This is a genomic window from Pseudomonas sp. GW823-FHT02C02 (assembly GCF_058797635.1).
This window is the reverse complement of record NZ_JBXAJV010000002.1, coordinates 319,575-343,811: the sequence shown is the minus strand read 5'-3', so window position 1 is coordinate 343,811 and position 24,237 is coordinate 319,575. Positions and strand designations below refer to the sequence as shown.

The 24,237-nt window shown below is 58.8% G+C and carries 22 protein-coding genes; 19 read left to right on the top strand and 3 right to left on the bottom strand.

Annotated elements, in window-relative coordinates; all coding sequences use genetic code 11:
• Window positions 1–21 precede the first annotated feature (21 nt).
• The 4 genes from trxB to infA all read left to right on the top strand — a co-directional run bounded on the left by trxB (window position 22) and on the right by infA (window position 2,809).
• A complete protein-coding gene (trxB, locus tag AC1ROI_RS04245; RefSeq protein ID WP_102595121.1) occupies window positions 22–981 on the top strand; it encodes a thioredoxin-disulfide reductase in 960 nt (319 codons plus the stop codon).
• Between the two features lie 63 nt (window positions 982–1,044).
• Window positions 1,045–1,725 (top strand): leucyl/phenylalanyl-tRNA--protein transferase, encoded by a 681-nt coding sequence (gene aat, locus AC1ROI_RS04240; RefSeq protein ID WP_010458902.1) that lies wholly within the window; start codon window positions 1,045–1,047, stop codon window positions 1,723–1,725.
• Between the two features lie 57 nt (window positions 1,726–1,782).
• Complete coding sequence (locus tag AC1ROI_RS04235; protein ID WP_010458901.1) at window positions 1,783–2,490, top strand: arginyltransferase; 708 nt, start codon at window positions 1,783–1,785, stop codon at window positions 2,488–2,490.
• Between the two features lie 100 nt (window positions 2,491–2,590).
• The gene (gene infA / locus AC1ROI_RS04230; protein ID WP_002553999.1) at window positions 2,591–2,809 is read left to right on the top strand and encodes a translation initiation factor IF-1; all 219 of its coding nucleotides are present in this window, start codon (window positions 2,591–2,593) and stop codon (window positions 2,807–2,809) included.
• A 242-nt stretch (window positions 2,810–3,051) separates the two neighbouring features.
• On the opposite strand, the gene clpA is transcribed toward infA, so the two are convergent.
• Window positions 3,052–5,322, bottom strand: coding sequence for an ATP-dependent Clp protease ATP-binding subunit ClpA (clpA, locus tag AC1ROI_RS04225; RefSeq protein WP_007946437.1), 2,271 nt, complete (start codon window positions 5,320–5,322; stop codon window positions 3,052–3,054).
• A gap of 30 nt (window positions 5,323–5,352) precedes the next feature.
• Complete coding sequence (gene clpS / locus AC1ROI_RS04220; RefSeq protein WP_010458899.1) at window positions 5,353–5,736, bottom strand: ATP-dependent Clp protease adapter ClpS; 384 nt, start codon at window positions 5,734–5,736, stop codon at window positions 5,353–5,355.
• A 224-nt stretch (window positions 5,737–5,960) separates the two neighbouring features.
• On the opposite strand from clpS, the gene AC1ROI_RS04215 reads away from it, so the two are divergent.
• On the top strand, window positions 5,961–6,242 hold the full coding sequence (locus tag AC1ROI_RS04215) for a cold shock domain-containing protein (RefSeq protein ID WP_042932186.1): 282 nt from the start codon (window positions 5,961–5,963) through the stop codon (window positions 6,240–6,242).
• 74 nt (window positions 6,243–6,316) lie between these two features.
• Here the strand turns inward: AC1ROI_RS04215 and icd are convergent, their stop codons facing one another.
• Window positions 6,317–7,573, bottom strand: a complete 1,257-nt coding sequence (gene icd / locus AC1ROI_RS04210; RefSeq protein WP_102595122.1) for an NADP-dependent isocitrate dehydrogenase — start codon at window positions 7,571–7,573, stop codon at window positions 6,317–6,319.
• Between the two features lie 494 nt (window positions 7,574–8,067).
• On the opposite strand from icd, the gene AC1ROI_RS04205 reads away from it, so the two are divergent.
• The 14 genes from AC1ROI_RS04205 to nuoF all read left to right on the top strand — a co-directional run bounded on the left by AC1ROI_RS04205 (window position 8,068) and on the right by nuoF (window position 24,213).
• Window positions 8,068–10,293, top strand: coding sequence for an NADP-dependent isocitrate dehydrogenase (locus AC1ROI_RS04205; RefSeq protein ID WP_102595123.1), 2,226 nt, complete (start codon window positions 8,068–8,070; stop codon window positions 10,291–10,293).
• A gap of 213 nt (window positions 10,294–10,506) precedes the next feature.
• Window positions 10,507–10,953, top strand: a complete 447-nt coding sequence (locus tag AC1ROI_RS04200; RefSeq protein ID WP_010458891.1) for an NUDIX hydrolase — start codon at window positions 10,507–10,509, stop codon at window positions 10,951–10,953.
• Window positions 10,954–11,012: 59 nt separating this feature from the next.
• Window positions 11,013–12,137: a tRNA 2-thiouridine(34) synthase MnmA gene (gene mnmA / locus AC1ROI_RS04195; protein WP_010458889.1), complete on the top strand. Its 1,125-nt coding sequence runs from the start codon at window positions 11,013–11,015 to the stop codon at window positions 12,135–12,137.
• Window positions 12,134–12,757 carry a high frequency lysogenization protein HflD gene (gene hflD / locus AC1ROI_RS04190; RefSeq protein ID WP_010458887.1) on the top strand — a complete coding sequence of 208 codons (624 nt, stop codon included), beginning with the start codon at window positions 12,134–12,136 and terminating at the stop codon, window positions 12,755–12,757. The genes mnmA and hflD overlap by 4 nt, the downstream gene beginning before the upstream one ends.
• Window positions 12,758–12,883: 126 nt before the next feature.
• Entirely contained in the window at window positions 12,884–14,254 is a 1,371-nt protein-coding gene (purB, locus tag AC1ROI_RS04185) for an adenylosuccinate lyase (protein ID WP_010458886.1), read from the top strand.
• 86 nt (window positions 14,255–14,340) lie between these two features.
• Window positions 14,341–15,510: a ribosomal protein uL16 3-hydroxylase gene (locus AC1ROI_RS04180; RefSeq protein WP_010458883.1), complete on the top strand. Its 1,170-nt coding sequence runs from the start codon at window positions 14,341–14,343 to the stop codon at window positions 15,508–15,510.
• The gene (locus tag AC1ROI_RS04175) at window positions 15,503–15,928 is read left to right on the top strand and encodes a GNAT family N-acetyltransferase (RefSeq protein ID WP_083377166.1); all 426 of its coding nucleotides are present in this window, start codon (window positions 15,503–15,505) and stop codon (window positions 15,926–15,928) included. Before AC1ROI_RS04180 ends, AC1ROI_RS04175 begins: the two co-directional genes overlap by 8 nt.
• Window positions 15,929–16,180: 252 nt before the next feature.
• Complete coding sequence (locus AC1ROI_RS04170) at window positions 16,181–16,942, top strand: secretin N-terminal domain-containing protein (RefSeq protein ID WP_102595125.1); 762 nt, start codon at window positions 16,181–16,183, stop codon at window positions 16,940–16,942.
• 499 nt (window positions 16,943–17,441) lie between these two features.
• A complete protein-coding gene (gene aceA, locus AC1ROI_RS04165; protein WP_010458877.1) occupies window positions 17,442–18,767 on the top strand; it encodes an isocitrate lyase in 1,326 nt (441 codons plus the stop codon).
• A gap of 638 nt (window positions 18,768–19,405) precedes the next feature.
• A complete protein-coding gene (locus AC1ROI_RS04160; RefSeq protein WP_003223812.1) occupies window positions 19,406–19,819 on the top strand; it encodes an NADH-quinone oxidoreductase subunit A in 414 nt (137 codons plus the stop codon).
• Between the two features lie 10 nt (window positions 19,820–19,829).
• Entirely contained in the window at window positions 19,830–20,504 is a 675-nt protein-coding gene (locus AC1ROI_RS04155; RefSeq protein WP_010458867.1) for a NuoB/complex I 20 kDa subunit family protein, read from the top strand.
• 72 nt (window positions 20,505–20,576) lie between these two features.
• A complete protein-coding gene (nuoC, locus tag AC1ROI_RS04150; RefSeq protein ID WP_083377168.1) occupies window positions 20,577–22,361 on the top strand; it encodes an NADH-quinone oxidoreductase subunit C/D in 1,785 nt (594 codons plus the stop codon).
• Between the two features lie 2 nt (window positions 22,362–22,363).
• The gene (gene nuoE, locus AC1ROI_RS04145; protein ID WP_007946422.1) at window positions 22,364–22,861 is read left to right on the top strand and encodes an NADH-quinone oxidoreductase subunit NuoE; all 498 of its coding nucleotides are present in this window, start codon (window positions 22,364–22,366) and stop codon (window positions 22,859–22,861) included.
• Window positions 22,858–24,213 carry an NADH-quinone oxidoreductase subunit NuoF gene (nuoF, locus tag AC1ROI_RS04140; RefSeq protein ID WP_010458862.1) on the top strand — a complete coding sequence of 452 codons (1,356 nt, stop codon included), beginning with the start codon at window positions 22,858–22,860 and terminating at the stop codon, window positions 24,211–24,213. Before nuoE ends, nuoF begins: the two co-directional genes overlap by 4 nt.
• Window positions 24,214–24,237: the final 24 nt, after the last annotated feature.

The following is a 24,237-nucleotide window of genomic DNA, read 5'->3' as shown; positions in this document are numbered from 1 at the left end:
AAAGGCTTATGAGGTGTTTTTATGAGCGAACCGAAGCATTCCCGCCTGATCATTCTGGGTTCCGGCCCTGCCGGATACAGCGCAGCCGTTTATGCCGCCCGCGCCAACCTCAAACCCGTTGTCATTACCGGCATACAGGCAGGTGGCCAGCTGACCACGACCGTCGAAGTCGATAACTGGCCCGGCGACGTTGAAGGCCTCACCGGCCCGGTGCTGATGGAACGCATGCAAAAACACGCCGAGCGCTTTGCCACCGAGATCGTTTACGACCACATCCACACCGCCAAGTTGCAACAACGCCCATTCGAGCTCATCGGCGACAGCGGCACATACACCTGCGACGCGCTGATTATCGCGACCGGCGCCTCGGCGCAATATCTGGGGCTGCCTTCGGAAGAGGCCTTTGCCGGCCGAGGGGTTTCGGCCTGCGCCACGTGCGATGGATTTTTTTATCGCAACCAAGTGGTCGCGGTGGTCGGCGGCGGCAACACTGCGGTTGAAGAAGCACTGTACTTGTCGAACATCGCCAAGGAAGTCCACCTGATTCACCGGCGCGACAAGTTGCGCTCGGAGAAGATTCTCCAGGACAAACTCTTCGAAAAAGCCGCCAACGGCAATATCCGCCTGCACTGGAACCAGAATCTCGATGAAGTGCTGGGTGATGCCAGTGGCGTGACCGGCGCCCGCCTGCGCGACAGCCACACATGCGAAACCCGTGAATTGCCACTGGCCGGCGTGTTCATCGCGATCGGCCACAAGCCCAACACTGACCTGTTCGAGGGCCAGTTGAAAATGCGCGACGGCTATCTGCTGGTCAAGGGCGGTAGCGATGGCGATGCCACAGCTACCCAGATCCCGGGCGTGTTCGCCGCCGGCGACGTGGCCGATCACGTCTACCGCCAGGCCGTAACCTCCGCCGGGGCCGGCTGCATGGCCGCGCTGGACGCCGAGAAATACCTCGACGACATTCCCACCGTTTGACGGCACACTTCACGGCGGGCCGCCAGCCCGTCACCGCCCTCCCCTTCTGCAAGCCCGGATGCCATGCTGACTTGGTTACAACGCAACACCCTGACGTTCCCGCCGTTGGAAAAAGCCATGCGCGACCCCAACGGGTTGCTGGCCGCGGGTGGAGATCTGTCCGCCGATCGTCTGATTCAGGCTTATCGCCACGGCTGCTTTCCATGGTTCTCGGAAGGCCAGCCGATCCTTTGGTGGTCGCCGGATCCGCGCACCGTCTTATTTCCCGACGAACTGCATGTCTCGCGCAGCCTGAATAAATTGCTGCGCCAGCAACGCTATCAAGTGACCTTCGATCAGGACTTTGCCTCGGTGATCAGCGCCTGCGCCGCGCCTCGGGACTACGCCGACGGCACCTGGATCACTGACGCGATGCAGACGGCTTACCTCGAGCTGCATCGACGTGGCTACGCGCATTCCGTGGAGGTTTGGGATGATGGCGTGCTGGTCGGCGGGCTCTATGGCCTGGCGATGGGTCAGCTGTTTTTCGGCGAATCCATGTTCAGCCGCGCCGACAACGCCTCGAAATATGGCTTTGCCACGCTGGTGCGACATCTGAAAGACTCAGGCTTTGTGCTGATCGACTGCCAGATGCCGACCGACCATCTGCACAGCCTCGGCGCCCGAGCGATTCCTCGGCGCGATTTCGCCAACTTCCTCGCACAACATCTGGATCAACCCAGCCGTGCAACCTGGGTTTGCTGAGCGACTTTTGCCCGTGTGGCTTACACTTAATCCAAAGCTTATTCCCGAGGGTTGATCATGACCGAGTTGGCGCGTTTGAAGTTTTATGCCACTCAGCCCCACTCTTGCAGCTATCTGCCCGAGGAGCAGGCCACGACCCTGTTTCTCGACCCTAGCCAGCCCATGGATGTGCATGTCTACGCAGACCTGTCTGAAATGGGTTTTCGTCGCAGCGGCGATCATCTCTACCGGCCTCATTGCCAGAATTGCAATGCCTGCGTCCCGGCGCGCATCCCTGTGGCGCAATTTTCGCCCAACCGTCAGCAGAAACGCATTTTCAAACGTAACGCCGACCTGCAAGTGCGCCCGGCCCGGCCGAAATTCAGCGAAGAGTATTTCGATCTCTACCAGCGCTACATCGAACAGCGTCACGCCGATGGCGACATGTACCCGCCGAGTCGCGACCAGTTTTCGACGTTCCTTGTGCGCGACCTGCCATTCTCGCGATTCTACGAATTTCGTCTCGAAGGCCGGCTCCTGGCAGTGGCCGTTACCGACTTGCTGCCGAACGGTCTGTCGGCGGTCTACACCTTCTACGAACCCGATGAAGAACGTCGCAGCCTGGGTCGCTACGCGATCCTCTGGCAAATCGGCGAGGCCCGGCGCCTTGGACTGGAAGCGGTCTACCTCGGCTACTGGATCAAAAACTGCAAAAAGATGAGCTACAAGACGCAATATCGACCTATCGAACTGCTGATTAATCAGCGCTGGGTCATCCTGAACTAGAACCCCTTGGCTTAAACCCCATTTTTCGGGCACAATGCACGCCGCTTTTGCCTGGCGCAGTTGCACCGGGCCATTCATTGGACACCGAGGGCTTTACTGCATGTCGAAAGAAGACAGCTTCGAAATGGAAGGCACTGTCGTCGACACCCTGCCCAACACCATGTTTCGTGTGGAGTTGGAAAATGGGCACGTCGTAACCGCGCATATCTCCGGCAAGATGCGCAAGAACTACATTCGTATTCTTACCGGTGACAAAGTGCGCGTCGAGCTGACGCCCTATGACTTGAGCAAAGGGCGTATCACTTACCGCGCTCGCTAATCAAGTCAATACAAAACGCCCGGTTTATGCCGGGCGTTTTTGTTTGTCTGCGATTTGATGGATCAACACCATCCCCCAGTGGGAGCGAGCCTGCTCGCGATAGCGGCATTGCATTCAACATCAATGCAAGCTGACCCGCCGCCATCGCGAGCAGGCTCCCACAGGACGAGGTGTCAGGCGTTCAAATTCGGCGAACAGCAAAAAGGCGCCTCTCGGCGCCTTTTGCTTTGTCGCGGTTAACGTCAGGCCATTTCGGCCGTGGTTTCGAACTCGAAGGTCAGCTCGCCGTCCTTGAGGTCGATGTGCACCACGCCACCATGGTCGGCCAGTTCGCCAAAGAGGATCTCTTCCGCCAGCGGACGCTTGATCTTGTCCTGGATCAAACGCGCCATTGGTCGAGCACCCATTGCCGAGTCGTAGCCACCTGCTGCCAGCCAGCTTCGCGCAGCGTCGGTCACTTCCAGCTGCACGCGCTTGTCTTCCAGCTGCGCCTGAAGCTCGGTAAGGAACTTGTCCACCACGCTTTTGATGACCTCATGGCTGAGGCGACCAAACTGGATAATGGTGTCCAGACGGTTGCGGAACTCCGGCGTGAAGCTCTTCTTGATCACTTCCATCGCATCGGACGAGTGGTCCTGATGGGTGAAACCGATCGAAGCACGCGCTGCTGTTTCGGCACCGGCGTTGGTCGTCATGATGACGATCACGTTACGGAAATCCGCCTTGCGCCCGTTGTTATCGGTCAACGTACCGTGGTCCATGACCTGCAACAGCAGGTTGAAGACTTCCGGATGCGCCTTCTCGATCTCATCGAGCAACAGCACGCAGTGAGGCTGCTTGGTGATGGCTTCGGTCAGCAGACCGCCCTGATCGAACCCGACATAACCTGGAGGCGCACCGATCAGACGCGATACGGTGTGGCGCTCCATGTACTCGGACATGTCGAAACGAACCAGCTCGATGCCCAACGCCTTGGCCAGCTGACGCGCCGCTTCGGTTTTACCGACGCCGGTCGGCCCTGCGAACAGGAACGAACCGACTGGCTTGTCAGGCGACTTGAGGCCAGCACGGGACAGTTTGATCGCGGTCGACAGCGAGTCGATTGCGGCATCCTGGCCAAATACCGTCAGCTTCAGGTCACGCTCAAGGTTGCGCAGCAGCTCTTTGTCGGAGCTGGTGACGTGCTTAGGCGGAATCCGCGCGATTTTCGCAACGATGTCCTCAACCTGAGGCACCTCGATGCGTTTCACGCGTTTCTCGATCGGCTGCAGACGCTGATAGGCGCCCGCCTCGTCGATGACATCGATGGCCTTGTCCGGCATGTGCCGGTCATTGATGTAGCGCGACGCCAGTTCAGCGGCGGCACGCAACGCCTCATCGCTGTATTCGATGTTGTGGTGCGCTTCAAAACGCCCTTTCAGGCCGCGCAGGATGCCGATGGTGTCTTCAACCGAAGGCTCCGACACATCGACCTTCTGGAAGCGCCGGGCCAAGGCACGGTCCTTCTCGAAGATCCCGCGGAATTCCTGGAACGTGGTTGAGCCGATGCAACGGATATCGCCCGACGACAGCAGCGGTTTGAGCAGGTTCGAGGCATCCATGACGCCACCGGACGCGGCACCCGCACCAATGATGGTGTGGATCTCGTCGATGAACAGGATCGCCTGCGGACGTTTTTTCAGCTCATTGAGCAGCGCCTTGAAGCGCTTCTCGAAATCGCCACGGTATTTGGTCCCGGCCAGCAAGGCCCCCAGATCGAGGGAATAGACCACGCTGTTGGCCAGCAAGTCCGGCACCTGGTTGTCGACAATGCGTTTAGCCAGGCCTTCGGCAATCGCGGTTTTACCCACGCCCGCCTCGCCCACCAGCAGCGGGTTGTTTTTGCGACGACGCGCCAGGATCTGCGCGACACGCTCGACTTCCAGCTCACGGCCTACCAACGGATCGATACGACCCTGGCGCGCGAGTTCGTTGAGGTTGCTGGCATAAGCATCCAGAGGATTGCCTGAAGAAGAAGACTCACCGCCCTCGTCGTCCTGCATATCTTGCTCACCTTCAGAGTGATCGCCATGCCCCGGCACTTTGGAAATGCCATGGGCGATGTAGTTGACGACATCAATGCGCGCAACGCTCTGCTGTTTCAGCAGGAACACTGCCTGACTCTCTTGCTCACTGAAGATGGCGACCAGCACGTTAGCGCCAGTCACTTCGCGTTTGCCCGAGCTCTGTACGTGGAAAACAGCACGTTGCAGGACACGCTGGAAGCCCAGGGTTGGCTGGGTTTCGCGATCTTCGTCATGGACGGGGATCAAGGGCGTGGTGGAGTCGATGAACTCCTGCAGATCGTGCTTGAGTTTGTCGAGGTTTGCGCCGCAGGCACGCAAAACGGTGGCGGCAGCCTCATTGTCCAATAGGGCCAGCAGGAGGTGTTCGACGGTCATGAATTCATGACGCTTCGATCGAGCCTCCTTGAAGGCAAGATTGAGGGTGACTTCGAGCTCGCGGTTTAACATAGCTTCACCTCATACCCAAGTGGTCGGCGATTAACCGTCCTTCTCGATTTCACAGAGTAGCGGATGCTGGCTTTCCCTGGCGTACTGGTTGACCTGCATGGCCTTAGTCTCGGCGATGTCGCGGGTAAACACTCCACATACTGCCCGTCCTTCTGTGTGGACGGCCAGCATGACCTTGGTCGCCAGCTCCCGATTCAGGTTAAAAAACACCTCGAGCACTTCGACGACGAAATCCATCGGTGTGTAGTCATCGTTGAACAAAACCACCTTGTACATCGGCGGCGCCTGTAATGCAGGCTTTGCCTCCTGAACAGCAATGCCTGCGGAATCGTCGTCGTGGGGCTCCGGGTGATCTTTTTGGAGAGCCGGGCGATCCTGATTGAATGTTAGTCGAATCTGGCTGATTGCATGCATGGAAAGAAAGGTTCGTCAGTTGTTCAAATACAGTGGTGGGGGCGGCTATGGACGATTTCAACTCCGACCGCCCGGTCACCTTGACTATCGGCAAAACGGTGTTACAACCAATAGAGCCCACAGTGGGTAAAAAAGGTCCGCGGAGTCAATCTTATTTCGAGATTCGACTGCGGATGTACTGGATGATACTCCAGTGATGGAGTCTGTTGCAGAGGGATATGGGTATGTCAGTCGGCAAGGTGAAATGGTTCAACAATGCCAAGGGGTTCGGTTTCATTAACACCGACGCCAGAGAAGGTCGTGACGAAGATGGAAAAGATATCGACTTCTTTGCCCACTACTCGGCCATTGAGATGGACGGATATAAAACCCTCAAGGCCGGGCAAATCGTGAGTTTCCAGATTGTTCAGGGCCCCAAGGGGCTGCATGCCGTCGAAATCAAGGCTGCGACAACCGAAAATGAACAGACTGCCGCTGTCACCCCGCAGGAAACAGTAACGAGCTGACGCATCATTCAGTCATAAAAAAACCGCCCGACTCAATCACTGAATCGGGCGGTTTTTGTTATGCGGGAACTCGCTTACATGTGCGAGATGAGCGCATCACCAAACGCAGAAGAAGACAGCAGTTTCGCGCCGTCCATCAGACGATGGAAATCATAGGTCACGGTTTTGGCGGAAATCGCGCCGTTGGTGCCCTTGATGATCAGGTCTGCCGCTTCGGTCCAACCCATGTGGCGCAGCATCATCTCTGCGGACAGGATCAGGGAACCCGGGTTGACCTGGTCCTTGCCGGCGTATTTCGGCGCAGTACCGTGGGTCGCTTCGAACATGGCAATGGTGTCGGACAGGTTGGCGCCCGGTGCAATACCGATACCGCCCACTTCCGCCGCCAGGGCGTCAGAGAGATAGTCGCCGTTCAGGTTCAGGGTCGCGATCACATCGTATTCGGCCGGGCGCAGCAGGATCTGCTGAAGCATGGCGTCGGCGATGGCGTCCTTGACGATGACGTTCTTGCCGGTTTTCGGGTTCTTGAACTGCATCCACGGACCGCCGTCGAGCAGGGTCGCACCGAATTCTTCAGCGGCCACTTCGTAGGCCCATTCCTTGAAGGCACCTTCGGTGAACTTCATGATGTTGCCTTTGTGCACGATGGTCAGCGAGTCGCGATCGTTGTCGACCACATACTGCAACGCCTTGCGCGCCAGACGCTTGGTGCCTTGCAGGGAAACCGGCTTGATGCCGATACCGCAGTTTTCGTCGAAACGGATCTTGGTGACGCCCATTTCATCTTTGAGGAACTTGATGACCTTGGTCGCTTCCGGCGAACCGGCTTTCCATTCGATACCGGCGTAGATGTCTTCCGAGTTCTCACGGAAGATCGTCATATCGACATCGCCTGGCTTCTTGACCGGGCTAGGCACGCCTTCGAACCAGCGCACCGGGCGCAGGCATACATAAAGGTCGAGTTGCTGACGCAGGGCCACGTTCAGGGAACGGATACCGCCACCGACCGGGGTGGTCAGAGGGCCCTTGATGGAAACCACGTAATCCTTGACTGCGTCCAGGGTTTCCTGGGGAAGCCAGGTGTCCTGATCGTAAACCTGAGTCGCTTTCTCCCCGGCATAGACTTCCATCCAGGAAATTTTGCGCTCGCCGCCGTAAGCCTTCTTAACAGCAGCATCGACAACCTTGATCATGACCGGGCTGATATCAACGCCAATACCATCACCTTCGATGAAGGGGATGATCGGGTTGTTAGGAACATTGAGAGAATGGTCCGCGTTGACGGTGATTTTGTCGCCGACTGCTGGAACCTGAATCTTCTTGTATCCCATGCTGAACTCCATTGTTTGGATTGAACATCTGGCTTCGTTCGAGCGTACCCCAGTTAAATCGGCACGCAAACCCTATGTTCCATCCATCTGCCGCAAAGCTGCACAGTTCGCGACGTACAAGCCTGAAAGCAAAGGGAAAAGCGCCAAACTCAAGCACGGTGCAAGACTCTACGCCCCCCTCGCCCCTGCGACCTTTAGACCAATGGACGAGAATCGTTGCATATGAACCATCGGCAGATTGCCAGCTACCTATGTATAATGCCGCCCGCTGACCGCAGAGTCACGATGGCCGACCTCTCTACTACGAGGCTTGGGGCCTGAAAAAGCAGGGTTGTTACCGCAACCCACCCGCTTGACGCTCGACCGATGCACCCAACATCACCGCAAAGAAACCTCGACATTCGGCTCATGGATGACTTTGAACGAACGCGCTTACCCGGCGCCCCTCGAGTTTCTGCGCACGCTTTAGCAAAGAAGAGAGAGTTAATCCGAATATGCCCACCCGCTCGAAGATCATCTATACCTTCACCGACGAAGCTCCCGCCCTCGCCACCTATTCACTGTTGCCTATCGTAGAAGCGTTCACCGCTTCGGCTGATATCGCCGTGGAAACCCGCGATATCTCTCTTGCAGGGCGCATCCTGGCCAGCTTCCCCGAGCAATTGGGTGACAAAGCCGTAGCCGACCACCTCGCCGAACTGGGCGATCTGGCCGTTACGCCTGAAGCCAACATCATCAAGCTGCCGAACATCAGCGCCTCGGTTCCGCAACTGCAAGCCGCAATCAAAGAGCTGCAAGCCCAGGGCTTCGCCCTGCCGGACTACCCGGAAACCGTGACCACCGACGCCGACAAGCTCGCCAAGTCGCGTTACGACAAGATCAAGGGCAGCGCCGTGAACCCGGTTCTGCGCGAAGGCAACTCTGATCGTCGTGCACCGCTGTCGGTCAAGAACTATGCACGCAAGCACCCGCACAAAATGGGCGCCTGGGCTGCGGACTCCAAGTCCCATGTCGCACACATGAGCACCGGTGATTTCTACGGCAGCGAAAAAGCCGCCCTGATCGACGCCGCTGATGCCGTCAAAATCGAACTGATCGCTCAAGACGGCACCACCACCGTCCTGAAAGAAAAAACCACCGTGCAAGCCGGTGAGATCCTCGATTGCGCGGTCATGAGCAAAAACGCTCTGCGCAGCTTCATCGCTGCCGAGATCGAAGACGCCAAACAAAAAGGCGTGCTGCTGTCGGTTCACTTGAAAGCCACCATGATGAAGGTCTCCGACCCGATCATGTTCGGCCAGATCGTAGCCGAGTTCTATAAAGACGCACTGGCCAAGCACGCTGACGTGCTGGCACAGATCGGTTTCAACCTGAACAACGGCATCGGCGACCTGTACGCTCGCATCAAGGCCTTGCCGGCCGAGCAACAAGCGCAGATCGAAGCGGACATCCAGGCGGTCTACGCCGTTCGTCCGTCGTTGGCCATGGTCAACTCCGACAAAGGCATCACCAACCTGCACGTGCCGAGCGACGTGATCGTCGACGCCTCGATGCCGGCGATGATCCGTGACTCCGGCAAAATGTGGGGCACTGACGGTCAGCTGCACGACACCAAGGCGGTGATCCCGGATCGCTGCTACGCCACCATCTACCAGGCGGTGATCGAAGACTGCAAGCTGCACGGCGCTTTCGATCCGACCACCATGGGCAGCGTGCCAAACGTTGGCCTGATGGCGAAAAAAGCCGAAGAGTACGGTTCCCACGACAAGACGTTCCAGATCAAGGCCAACGGCGTGGTTCGGGTTTCCGACGGCGCTGGCCGCACTCTGCTGGAGCAGTCGGTTGAAGCCGGCGACATCTTCCGCATGTGCCAGACCAAAGACGCGCCGATCCAGGATTGGGTCAAACTGGCCGTCAACCGTGCCCGTGCAAGCGCAACCCCGGCTATTTTCTGGCTGGACCCGATGCGCGCCCACGACGGTGTAGTGATCGAGAAAGTTCAGGCCTACCTGAAGGATCACGACACCTCCGGCCTGGACATCCGCATCATGTCGCCAGTCGACGCGATGGCCTTCACCCTGGGCCGTACCCGCGAAGGCAAGGACACCATCTCGGTGACCGGCAACGTACTGCGCGACTACCTGACTGACCTGTTCCCGATCATGGAACTGGGCACCAGCGCCAAGATGCTGTCGATCGTTCCGCTGATGAATGGCGGCGGTCTGTTCGAAACCGGCGCCGGCGGTTCGGCACCGAAGCACGTTCAACAGCTGCTGGAAGAGAACTTCCTGCGCTGGGATTCCCTGGGCGAGTTCCTGGCCCTGGCCGCTTCCCTTGAGCATCTGGGTGTTACTTACAACAACCCGAAAGCGCTGGTGCTGGCCAAGACCCTGGATCAGGCCACTGGCCAGTTCCTGGACAACAACAAGTCGCCATCGCGCAAAGTCGGCAATATCGACAACCGCGGCAGCCACTTCTACCTGGCGCTGTACTGGGCCCAGGCCCTGGCCGCCCAGACCGAAGACGCTGCACTGCAAGCGCAGTTCGGCGAACTGGCCAAGACCCTGGCCGAGAACGAAGCAACCATCGTTGCCGAGCTCAACGCCGTTCAGGGCAAGCCAGTGGACATCGGCGGTTACTACCACGCTAATGCCGAGCTGATCAGCAAGGCCATGCGCCCAAGCAACACCTTCAACGCCGCGATCGCTGCGTTGGTTTAAGGTTGTAAGGATGCAAAGAAGCCCCGGCCCAGTGCCGGGGTTTCTGTTTGTGCCCCACACTTTTCATCTATGAAATACGCACCAATGTGGGAGCGAGCCTGCTCGCGATAGCGATATATCATTCAACATTGATGTCGACTGACCCACCGTCATCGCGAGCAGGCTCGCTCCCACACTGTTCTTTATTCCAATATTAGAAACCGAGGAAGCTTCATGGATTGGCTACCCCACATCACCGTCGCCACCATCGTCGAAGACAATGGTCGCTTTCTGATGGTCGAAGAACTCAAGCACGGACGAACGGTGCTCAACCAGCCGGCCGGCCATCTGGACCCGGACGAAACCCTGATCGAAGCCGCCGTGCGCGAAACCCTGGAAGAAACCGGCTGGGACGTCGAACCGACCGGCGTGGTGGGCATTTACCTCTACACCGCCCCCAGCAACGGCGTGACCTACCAGCGGGTCTGTTTCACCGCAAAGCCGCTCAAACATTACCCCGACTATCAACTGGATGACGGCATCGTCGGCGCAAAATGGCTGACGCGTGACGAATTGCTGGCACAGCGCGCAAACTGGCGCAGTGAGCTGATCATCCGCTGTATCGATGATTATCTGGACGGCCAGCACTACAGTCTCGAACTGATCCGCCCTTCTCTTTAGCCTTGCGGGCTTCGGCCTGTTAGAATCGCGTCCTTTTTCAAGACACTCATTGAATCCCTATGCGTGATCCAGCCCCTTCTGACACACAAAAGAAGCGCGTCATTGTCGGCATGTCCGGCGGCGTGGACTCTTCCGTTTCCGCTCTCCTGCTGATCGAGCAGGGTTATGAGGTGGAAGGCCTGTTCATGAAGAACTGGGAAGAAGACGATGGAACGGAATACTGCACCGCCATGGACGACCTGGCGGATGCCCAGGCCGTGTGCGACAAGATTGGCATCAAGCTGCACACCGCCAATTTCGCCGCCGAGTACTGGGACAACGTGTTCGAGCACTTCCTGGCCGAGTACAAGGCCGGTCGCACGCCGAACCCGGACATCCTGTGCAACCGCGAGATCAAGTTCAAGGCGTTCCTCGACTACGCCATGGTGCTCGGCGCCGACCTGATCGCTACCGGCCACTACGTGCGCCGCCGCGACATCGATGGCCGCACCGAACTGCTCAAGGGCCTGGACCCGAACAAGGACCAGAGTTATTTCCTGCACGCCGTCGGCGGCGAACAGATCGCCAAGACGCTGTTCCCGGTCGGTGAACTGGAAAAGCCCGAAGTGCGCGCGATTGCCGAGAAACACGAACTCGCCACCGCGAAGAAAAAGGATTCCACAGGGATCTGCTTTATCGGCGAACGCCGCTTCAGCGACTTCCTCAAGCAATACCTGCCGGCCCAACCGGGCGAGATCAAGACCACCGAAGGTGAAGTCATCGGCCGTCACCACGGCTTGATGTATCACACCATCGGCCAGCGTCAGGGCCTGGGCATCGGCGGCTTGAAAGACGCCGGTGACGAGCCATGGTACGTGCTGATCAAGGACCTGGAACACAACGAGCTGATCGTCGGCCAGGGCAATGACCATCCTTACCTGTTCTCCCGCGCCCTGCTCGCCTCGGACATCTATTGGGTCAACCCGATCGATCTGACCGAGCCGCGCAAGTTGACCGCCAAGGTTCGTTATCGCCAAAGCGATCAGCCCTGCACGCTGGAAAAAACCGCCACCGGCTATCGCGCCACCTTCGATGACCCACAGCGCGCGGTCACCCCGGGCCAGTCCGTGGTGTTCTACGACGGTGAAATCTGCCTCGGCGGCGGCGTGATTGAAGTCGCAGAGCCATGGAGCAGCAAGGCATGAACCCCACTCAGGAGCAACTGACGGCGCTGGGCGGCGTGTTTCTCGCCGCCGTCCTCGTCGACAAGATTGCCAAGACCGGCCAGACCACCGAAGCCGGCCTGACCTGCATGCTCGGCAGCCTGCTGATCCGCGACCCCAAGGACACCCTGGAAGTGTACGGCGGCGACGACCTCAATCTGCGCGAAGGCTATCGCGCATTGATCGGCGCCCTGGAACGCGACCCGAGCACCCTGCAGCGCGAACCGCTGCGTTACGCCCTGGCCATGCTGGGCCTGGAGCGTCAGCTGGCCAAGCGCGACGACTTGCTCGATGTGATCGGCAAGCGTTTGCCGCAGATTCAGTCCCAGGTCGAGCACTTCGGCCCGGCCCACGAAAACGTGATTGCGGCCTGCGGTGCGCTGTACCAGGACACCCTGAGCACCTTGCGCCAACGGATTCAGGTCCACGGCGACATGCGCAACCTGCAGCAACCGAGCAACGCCTCGAAAATCCGCGCCCTGTTGCTGGCCGGGATTCGTTCGGCGCGCCTGTGGCGGCAGTTGGGCGGCCATCGCTGGCAGCTGGTGATCAGCCGTCGCAAGTTGCTCAAAGAGCTTTACCCGCTGATGCGCAGCAGCTGAACCGCGCCCGCAACACCGCTTTAGATCTGTAACGCGTAATACGCCGGTCAGTTGGCAACGGACCGGCGGATTTTTTCATGTATGATACGCGCCCCATTTCGTTGCCCGACTGTCCGAGAACACCCCATGCAGCTTTCTTCGCTCACTGCGGTTTCCCCTGTTGACGGCCGCTACGCCGGCAAAACCCAGGCCCTGCGCCCAATTTTCAGCGAGTACGGCCTGATCCGTGCTCGCGTTCTGGTTGAAGTGCGCTGGCTCCAGCGCCTGGCCGCTCACCCAGGCATCAGCGAAGTGCCGGCGTTTTCCGCCGAAGCCAACGCGGTGCTGAACACCCTGGCGGAGAACTTCGCTCTGGAGCACGCCGAGCGTGTCAAAGAGATCGAGCGCACCACCAACCACGACGTCAAAGCCATCGAATACCTGCTCAAGGAGCAGGCGGCCAAGCTGCCGGAACTGGCCAAGGTCAGCGAGTTCATCCACTTTGCCTGCACCAGCGAGGACATCAACAACCTGTCCCACGCCCTGATGCTGCGCGAAGGTCGTGATGACGTGATGCTGCCGCTGATGCGCCAGACCGCTCAAGCCATCCGCGAACTGGCCATCCGTTTCGCTGACGTGCCAATGCTGTCGCGCACCCACGGTCAACCGGCCTCGCCGACCACCCTGGGCAAAGAGCTGGCGAACGTGGTTTACCGTCTGGAGCGTCAGATCGCTCAAGTCGCTGCCGTTCCGCTGCTGGGCAAGATCAACGGCGCTGTCGGCAACTACAACGCTCACCTGTCGGCCTACCCTGAGATCGACTGGGAAGAGAACGCCCGCGCCTTCATCGAAGACGAGCTGGGCCTGGGCTTCAACCCGTACACCACGCAGATCGAACCGCACGACTACATCGCCGAGCTGTTCGACGCGATCGCCCGTTTCAACACCATCCTGATCGACTTCGACCGCGACATCTGGGGCTACATTTCCCTGGGTTATTTCAAGCAGCGCACCATCGCTGGCGAAATCGGTTCGTCGACCATGCCGCACAAGGTCAACCCGATCGACTTCGAGAACTCCGAAGGCAACCTGGGTATCGCCAACGCGCTGTTCCAGCATTTGGCGAGCAAGCTGCCGATCTCCCGCTGGCAGCGTGACCTGACCGACTCCACCGTGCTGCGCAACCTCGGTGTCGGCTTCGCCCACAGCGTGATCGCGTACGAAGCCAGCCTCAAGGGCATCAGCAAACTGGAGCTTAACGCTCAGAAGATCGCAGCTGACCTGGACGCGTGCTGGGAAGTGCTGGCCGAGCCGATCCAGACCGTGATGCGTCGCTACAACATCGAAAACCCGTATGAAAAGCTGAAAGAGTTGACGCGTGGCAAGGGCATCAGCCCTGAAGCACTGCAAACTTTCATCGACGGCCTGGACATGCCAGCCGCTGCCAAGGCCGAGCTGAAATTGCTCACCCCGGCGAACTACATCGGTAACGCCGTGGCACAAGCCAAACGCATCTGATCGACCGTTTTACCCGTTTGAGACGCCCGGCAGCGCCGGGCGTTTTTATTCCCGTCTGAAAAGTGCATTTTTTCAATAGGTTACACATGAATCCTGACATTCCTCTTCAACTTCTGGGCGGCATCACGGCGCGCGAATTCCTGCGCGACTACTGGCAGAAAAAACCCCTGCTGATCCGTCAGGCGATTCCTGAATTCGAAAGCCCGATTGACGCCGACGAACTGGCTGGCCTGGCGCTGGAAGAAGAAGTTGAATCGCGCCTGGTAATCGAAAACGGCGAGCGCCCTTGGGAATTGCGTCGCGGTCCGTTCGCCGAAGACGAATTCAGCAAACTGCCGGAACGTGACTGGACCCTGCTGGTTCAAGCGGTTGACCAGTTCGTCCCGGAAGTTTCTGAGCTGCTGGAAAACTTCCGCTTCCTGCCGAGCTGGCGCGTCGACGACGTGATGATCAGCTTCGCCGCCCCGGGTGGCAGCGTCGGTCCGCACTTCGATAACTACGATGTGTTCCTGCTGCAGGGTCACGGCAAGCGCAACTGGAAAATCGGCCAGATGTGCGATTCCGAGAGCAAGTTGCTGCAACACGCGGACCTGCGCATCCTCGCTGATTTCGAAGCCACCGATGAGTGGGTCCTGGAGCCTGGCGACATGCTCTACCTGCCGCCGCGCCTGGCCCACTGCGGTGTTGCGATTGATGACTGCATGACCTACTCGGTCGGCTTCCGCGCCCCGAGCGCTTCTGAAGTGCTGACTCACTTCACTGACTTCCTCAGCCAGTTCCTGACCGATGAAGAGCGCTACACCGATGCCGACGCCCTGCCGGCGGTCGATCCGCACCAGATTCAGCACGACGCCCTTGATCGCCTGAAAGCCTTGCTGGCCGAGCACATGAGCGACGAGCGCCTGCTGCTGACCTGGTTTGGCCAGTACATGACCGAGCCGCGCTACCCGGAACTCGTGGTAGGCCCGGAAGAGATCGAAGAAGACGACCTGCTTGCCAGCCTGGAGCAAGGCGCAATACTGATCCGCAACCCGAGCGCACGCCTGGCCTGGTCCGAAGTCGATGACGACCTGTTGCTGTTCGCCAGCGGCCAGAGCCGTTATCTGCCAGGCAAGCTGCGTGAGCTGCTGAAAATGATCTGCGCTGCCGACTCCCTGCACGCCGACAATCTGGGCGAGTGGCTGACCGACGAAGACAGCCGCGGCTTGCTGTGCGAACTGATCAAGCAAGGAAGCCTGGGGTTTGCCGATGAATAAAATTCACGTTCGTGTCGCAGACTGGCAAAAGGACAACGCCGAGATCCGGCGCATTCGTGAGACGGTGTTCATTGCCGAGCAATCCGTTCCGCCAGAATTGGAATGGGATGCGGATGACGCAACGGCGGTGCATTTCCTGGCCTTCGAAGGCGACTTTCCGATTGGCACCGCCCGCCTGCTGCCCGACGGGCACATTGGCCGGGTCTCGGTGCTGAAAGACTGGCGCGGTTTGAAAGTCGGCGATGCGCTGATGCAAGCGGTGATCGGTGAAGCCGAGAAGCGCGATCTGAAGCAGCAGATGCTGAGCGCACAGGTCCAGGCCACGGCGTTCTATGAGCGCCTGGGCTTCAGCCTGGTCAGTGAGGAGTTCCTGGAAGCCGGGATTCCGCATGTGGACATGGTGCGGCACTCCGCTTAATTCCCTGTGATGGGAGATTACTGTGGCGAGGGAGCTTGCTCCCGCTGGGGCGCGAAGCGTTCCCAAGATTTTTAGGGCTGCCGTGCAGCCCAGCGGGAGCAAGCTCCCTCGCCACAAAAGCCCACCAGAACACCACAAAACGCCTCGCCATCGACCGATGCCGGGGCGTTTTGCTGTCTACGATTCAACTTGCCCCACGCCGGGCCGACAAACTGGCAATATCAACACTTCAAGATGTCGGAGATAACGGATATGTCCCTACGCACCCTGCTCACCACGCTGCTGCTGACGTGCAGTTTTTCAGTCATGGCAGCCACCGAGATCGTGCCCCTGAATTACCACACCAGCGCCGATATGCTACCCATGGCACAGGATTTCATCGGCAAGGACGGACAGGTCAGCGCTTACGGCAACCAACTGATTGTCAACGCAGAACAGCGCAAGATCGACGAACTTAAGGCCCTTGTCGCACAACTCGACGTTGCTGCAAAGCGCCTGCTGATCACGGTCGACACCAACGAAAACAACTTCCAGGGCGACGAGGGCTACTCGGTCAACGGCGCCAAACCGAGCCAGACGCGCATCATCAATCGCAGCACCGACAGCCGTGATGGCGGCATCCAGCAGATTCAGGCCAGTGAAGGCACACCGGCGCTGATTCAGGTCGGCCAAAGCGTCCCGCTCACCAGCACTCAGACCGATTCCTATGGTGATCTGCGCAGCCAGACCGAGTACCGCAACGTCACTCAGGGCTTCTACGTCACCGCCAGCGTTACCGGCGACATCGTTCACCTGGCGATCAGTACCAACCGTGACCGCATGAGCCAGGAACGCCCAGATGTAGTGAATGTGCAAAGTACCGACACAACTGTCACGGGACGCTTGGGCGAGTGGATCACCCTGGCCGGTGTGAACCGTCAGACCCAAGCCGATAAACAGGGCCAGACCCGCAGCTACTCGACTCAGGGCAGGGATGACATGACGTTGCGGGTGAAAGTCGATACTTTGGACTAAACCACCGAAAACTGACTGATTAGTCGTATTAGACCAAAGATGTAGTGCCCGAAAAAAAGCACTACAAAACGTTTGACGATACAAAAAAGCAAAGGCATGATGGCCTCGCTCCCGCTAATCAGGGGCCCTGGCAAGGGCCTTCGAGGCGCTGCTCGCATCTACCCCGCGAGCCGCTTCGTGTCTGTACCGCCCACAAGGTGTGTTTGACGAGGTTGCCGACTGGAACGAAGTTGTCCCGAGGGACGGAAGCGTAATTAGGTAACCCGGCTCCACACTGAAGTTCGTACCAAGGCCCACGACGCCCGAATGCGCTCGCCAGTTCGCCCTTACCTGCTCACTTCCCCTCGAGCCCATCGTTCATCCCGTCGCCAATCCCGCCGAATCCGACTTGACCACCTAAGCTTCTGGTCAGCGAGCAGCCTCTTACGCCCCAATTGAATCGCGTACTTGGCAGGAGCAGGAATTTTCCACACAGACCTATGCGACGAGGTTTATCTCCATGGCACTGACACGCGAACAGCAAATTGCAGCCCTCGAAAAAGATTGGGCTGAAAACCCACGCTGGAAAGGCGTGACACGCGCTTACTCCGCTGCTGACGTCGTCCGCCTGCGTGGCTCGGTTCAACCTGAGCACACCTTTGCAAAACTGGGCGCCGAGAAGCTGTGGAACCTGGTCACCCAGGGCGCCAAGCCATCCTTCCGTCCTGATAAAGATTTCGTCAACTGCATGGGCGCCCTGACCGGCGGCCAGGCTGTACAACAAGTCAAAGCCGGCATCCAGGCAATCTACCTGTCGGGCTGGCAGGTTGCTGCGGACAACAACTCCGCCGAATCGATGTACCCGGACCAGTCGCTGTACCCGGTGGACTCGGTTCCAACCGTGGTCAAGCGCATCAACAACTCGTTCCGTCGTGCCGACCAGATCCAGTGGAAAGCCGGCAAAGGCCCGGGCGATGAAGGTTACATCGACTACTTCGCACCGATCGTGGCTGACGCTGAAGCCGGTTTCGGCGGCGTTCTGAACGCTTACGAGCTGATGAAGAGCATGATCGAAGCAGGCGCCGCCGGCGTTCACTTCGAAGACCAACTGGCTTCCGTGAAAAAATGCGGCCACATGGGCGGCAAGGTACTGGTTCCTACCCAGGAAGCTGTGCAGAAGCTGACCGCTGCTCGTCTAGCAGCTGACGTTGCTGGCACACCGACCATCATTTTGGCTCGTACCGACGCTAACGCGGCTGACCTGCTGACTTCCGATTGCGACCCATACGACCAGCCGTTCGTGACTGGCGAACGTACTCAGGAAGGCTTCTACAAAGTACGCGCCGGCCTGGACCAGGCGATCGCTCGCGGCCTGGCTTACGCTCCGTATGCCGACCTGATCTGGTGCGAAACCGCCAAGCCGGACCTGGACGAAGCGCGTCGTTTCGCTGAAGCGATCAAAAAGGAATACCCGGACCAACTGCTGTCGTACAACTGCTCGCCTTCCTTCAACTGGAAGAAAAACCTGGACGACGCGACCATCGCCAAGTTCCAGCGCGAACTGTCCGCCATGGGTTACAAGCACCAGTTCATCACCCTGGCCGGCATTCACAACATGTGGCACAGCATGTTCAACCTGGCGCACGACTACGCCCGCAACGACATGACTGCCTACGTGAAACTGCAAGAGCAAGAGTTCGCTGACGCTTCGAAGGGCTACACCTTCGTGGCTCACCAGCAGGAAGTGGGCACCGGCTACTTCGACGACATGACCACCGTGATTCAAGGTGGCACGTCTTCGGTAACCGCTCTGACCGGTTCGACTGAAGAAGAACAGTTCCACTAATCCGATTCGCCTGAGCAAACGGCCGTTGCGGACCGAATAGAAAGCTAACCGCAACGTCGCACATCTGACGCCCCGACTGGTTCGGGGCGTTTTTTTGCCTGCATTTTTTGAAACACCACCGCCCCCCCGTAGGAGCGAGGCTTGCCCGCGAAGAACGATGACGCGGTAAGTCTGAAGCACCGCGGCGTATTCTTCGCGGGCAAGCCTCGCTCCTACGGGGGAACGCGTGCAGCCAAAAACCTTGATTCAGAGCAGTTTCAAGATCAGGAAAGCAGGGTAAAACAACCCCGCCCGCTACTTGTAGTAACGCGCATATAAGACAACTTCCCCGCCCCAACCTGGATAACCAGTTTAAAAACCATCGCAAACAATAATGATTGTCATTTGGCGGCAACTATGTTCGTTACATTCCCTACAAAACAATATTGATGAAAACCCGGCTAATGCCCGCAACGCATGGGCTGCGTGGCTTTGGAGGTGCGCTATGTCCTTATTCCTGTAAATAATTTCGCTATAGGAATTTTACTTGCACGGTGTTGTGCCATAAAATCAGCGGGATTGATTGCTGCGACATATCGTCACTGCGTTGTTTCTTTTTCAAGCTCAGAGACCTTTGCTCTCTGTTAAGGATTTCCAGCATGCCCGAAGCGACAGGACTCATGGCCCACAACTGGGGCTTTGCCATTTTCCTTCTGGGCGTTGTCGGCCTCTGCGCCTTCATGCTCGGCGTCTCCAGCCTCCTCGGGTCAAAAGCCTGGGGCCGCAGCAAAAACGAACCGTTCGAGTCAGGCATGCTACCTACAGGTGGCGCCCGCTTGCGGCTCTCAGCCAAATTCTATCTGGTCGCGATGCTCTTCGTGATCTTCGATATCGAAGCCCTCTTTCTCTTTGCCTGGTCTGTGTCCGTCCGCGAAAGCGGCTGGACCGGATTCGTCGAAGCTCTCGTTTTCATAGCAATTCTGTTGGCAGGTCTTGTCTACCTGTTCCGAGTGGGCGCCCTTGACTGGGCTCCGGAAGCTCGTCGCAAGCGGCAGGCGAAGCTGAAACAATGAGGCTTTGGCAATGCAATACAATCTCACCAGGATCGACCCCGATGCTCCTAACGAGCAGTACCCGATTGGCGAACGGGAAACCGTTTCCGATCCGTTAGAAGATCAAGTCCACAAAAACATCTTCATGGGCAAGCTAGAAGACGTGCTTAACGGCACAGTCAACTGGGGGCGCAAGAACTCCCTGTGGCCGTATAACTTCGGTCTTTCGTGCTGCTACGTGGAAATGACCACCGCCTTCACGGCGCCCCACGACATCGCGCGCTTTGGCGCCGAGGTTATCCGGGCATCGCCGCGTCAGGCGGATTTCATGGTTATCGCTGGTACCTGCTTCATCAAGATGGCGCCGATCATTCAGCGTCTCTACGAGCAAATGCTCGAACCTAAATGGGTTATCTCCATGGGTTCGTGCGCCAACTCCGGTGGCATGTACGACATCTACTCCGTCGTTCAAGGGGTGGACAAGTTCCTGCCCGTGGACGTCTACGTGCCTGGCTGCCCGCCCCGCCCTGAAGCTTTTTTGCAAGGCTTGATGCTCTTGCAAGAGTCGATTGGACAGGAGCGTCGTCCGCTTTCCTGGGTCGTCGGTGATCAAGGCGTATACCGCGCCGAGATGCCTTCGCAAAAGGAACAGCGCCGCGAACAGCGAATCGCAGTCACCAACCTGCGCAGCCCCGACGAAGTCTGATCCAGCTCTGCTTCTTTAATAGAACGAGAACCTGGCTTCATTCTTTACGTTGACCGAAAGCGATAAATAACCATGACTACAGGCAGTGCTCTGTACATCCCGCCTTATAAGGCAGACGACCAGGATGTGGTCGTCGAACTGAACAACCGTTTTGGCCCCGAGGCGTTCACCGCCCAGCCTACCCGCACCGGCATGCCGGTGCTTTGGGTTGCCCGTGCCAAACTCGTCGAAGTCCTGACCTTCCTGCGCAACCTGCCCAAGCCGTACGTCATGCTCTATGACCTGCACGGCGTGGACGAGCGTCTGCGCACCAAGCGTCAAGGGCTGCCAAACGGCGCCGACTTCACTGTGTTCTATCACTTGATGTCGATCGAACGTAATAGTGACGTCATGATCAAGGTTGCCTTGTCCGAGAGCGACCTTAGCGTGCCGACCGTGACCGGTATCTGGCCGAACGCCAACTGGTACGAGCGTGAAGTGTGGGACATGTACGGCATCAACTTTGCCGGTCACCCGCACCTGACCCGCATCATGATGCCGCCGACCTGGGAAGGTCACCCGCTGCGCAAGGACTTCCCGGCCCGTGCCACCGAGTTCGATCCGTTCAGCCTGACCCTGGCCAAGCAACAGCTTGAGGAAGAAGCCGCGCGCTTCAAGCCTGAAGACTGGGGCATGAAGCGTTCCGGGGCGAACGAGGACTACATGTTCCTCAACCTCGGTCCTAACCACCCTTCTGCGCACGGTGCGTTCCGCATCATCTTGCAGCTGGACGGTGAAGAGATCGTCGACTGCGTGCCGGACGTCGGTTACCACCACCGTGGTGCCGAGAAGATGGCCGAGCGTCAGTCCTGGCACAGTTTCATTCCGTACACCGACCGTATCGACTACCTCGGCGGCGTGATGAACAACCTGCCGTACGTGCTCTCGGTCGAGAAGCTGGCCGGCATCAAGGTGCCCGAGAAGGTCGACGTCATCCGCATCATGATGGCCGAGTTCTTCCGGATCACCAGCCACCTGCTGTTCCTGGGGACTTACATCCAGGACGTCGGCGCCATGACCCCGGTGTTCTTCACGTTCACCGACCGTCAGAAGGCGTACACGGTGATCGAAGCCATTACCGGTTTCCGTCTGCACCCGGCGTGGTACCGCATCGGCGGCGTCGCTCACGACCTGCCACGCGGCTGGGAAAAACTGGTGAAAGACTTCGTCGAGTGGATGCCAAAGCGCCTGGACGAATACCAGAAAGCCGCGCTGGACAACAGCATCCTCAAAGGCCGGACCATCGGTGTCGCCGCCTACAACACCAAAGAAGCCTTCGAATGGGGCGTCACTGGTGCAGGCTTGCGTTCGACCGGTTGCGACTTCGACCTGCGCAAAGCGCGCCCGTACTCCGGTTACGAGAACTTCGAATTCGAAGTGCCGCTGGCCGTCAATGGCGATGCCTACGATCGTTGCATCGTGCGCGTCGAAGAAATGCGCCAGAGCATCAAGATCATCGAGCAGTGCATGCGCAACATGCCGGAAGGCCCGTACAAGGCGGATCACCCGCTGACCACGCCGCCACCGAAAGAACGCACGCTGCAGCACATCGAGACCCTGATCACGCACTTCCTGCAAGTTTCGTGGGGCCCGGTCATGCCGGCCAACGAATCCTTCCAGATGATCGAAGCGACCAAGGGCATCAACAGTTATTACCTGACGAGCGATGGCGGCACCATGAGCTACCGCACCCGGATTCGCACCCCAAGCTTCCCGCACCTGCAGCAGATCCCTTCGGTGATCAAAGGCAGCATGGTCGCGGACTTGATCGCGTACCTGGGTAGTATCGATTTCGTTATGGCCGACGTGGACCGCTAAGCATGAACAGCACGCTTATCCAGACAGACCGTTTCACCTTGAGTGAAACCGAGCGCTCGGCCATCGAGCACGAGCTGCATCACTACGAAGACCCGCGCGCGGCGTCGATCGAAGCCCTGAAGATCGTCCAGAAGGAACGTGGCTGGGTGCCTGACGGCGCGCTCTACGCCATCGGCGAGATCCTCGGCATCCCGGCGAGCGACGTTGAAGGTGTGGCGACGTTCTATAGCCAGATCTTCCGTCAGCCAGTGGGCCGTCACATCATTCGCGTCTGCGACAGCATGGTCTGCTACATCGGCGGCCATGAATCGGTGGTCAGCGAAATCCAGAGCAATCTGGGTATCGGCCTGGGTCAGACCACCGCCGACGGTCGTTTCACCCTGCTGCCGGTCTGCTGCCTCGGCAACTGTGACAAGGCGCCGGCGTTGATGATCGACGACGACACTTTCGGCGATGTGCAGCCTGCCGGCGTTGCCAAATTGCTCGAGGGCTACGTATGACCCTGACTTCCTTCGGTCCAGCCAACCGCATCAAGCGTTCGGCCGAGACTCACCCGCTGACCTGGCGTCTGCGCGACGACGGCGAAGCTGTCTGGCTCGACGAGTACCAGGCCAAGAACGGTTACGCGGCAGCGCGCAAAGCGTTCGCTGACATGGCTCAGGACGACATCGTCCAGACCGTGAAAGACGCCGGCCTTAAAGGTCGCGGCGGTGCAGGCTTCCCCACGGGCGTGAAGTGGGGCCTGATGCCCAAAGACGAATCCATCAACATCCGCTACCTGCTGTGCAACGCGGACGAGATGGAACCGAACACCTGGAAAGACCGCATGCTGATGGAGCAACTGCCCCATCTGCTGATCGAAGGCATGCTGATCAGTGCTCGCGCGCTGAAAACCTACCGTGGCTACATTTTCCTGCGTGGCGAATACACCACCGCCGCCAAGCACCTCAACCGTGCCGTGGAAGAAGCCAAGGCAGCCGGTCTGCTGGGCAAGAACATCCTGGGCAGCGGCTTCGATTTCGAGCTGTTCGTCCACACCGGCGCCGGGCGTTACATCTGCGGTGAAGAAACCGCACTGATCAACTCCCTGGAAGGCCGTCGCGCCAACCCGCGCTCCAAGCCGCCCTTCCCTGCCGCCGTTGGCGTGTGGGGCAAGCCAACTTGCGTGAACAACGTTGAAACCCTGTGCAACGTGCCGGCGATCATTGCCGACGGCGTGGACTGGTACAAATCGTTGGCCCGCGAAGGCAGCGAAGACATGGGCACCAAGCTCATGGGCTTCTCCGGCAAGGTCAAGAACCCGGGCCTGTGGGAATTGCCGTTCGGCGTCACCGGTCGCGAGTTGTTCGAAGACTACGCCGGCGGCATGCGCGATGGCTTCAAGCTCAAGTGCTGGCAGCCAGGCGGCGCCGGTACCGGTTTCCTGTTGCCGGAACACCTGGACGCACAAATGTACGCCGGCGGCATCGCCAAAGTGGGCACCCGTATGGGTACCGGCCTGGCCATGGCGGTGGACGACAGCGTCAACATGGTGTCCCTGCTGCGCAACATGGAAGAGTTCTTCTCCCGTGAATCGTGCGGTTTCTGCACCCCGTGCCGTGACGGTTTGCCGTGGAGCGTCAAGCTTCTGCGCGCCATCGAAAACGGTGAAGGGCAAGCCGGCGATATCGAGACCCTGCTGGGTCTGGTCGGTTTCCTCGGCCCAGGCAAGACCTTCTGTGCTCACGCACCGGGCGCCGTGGAGCCGTTGGGCAGCGCAATCAAATACTTCCGCCACGAGTTCGAAGCCGGCATCGCGCCCACCAGCGCCGTCGTCCCGCCTCTGGCAAGGCCGATCGTAGTCGGCGCGTAAACGCTTAAAAAAGCGAAGGGTCCG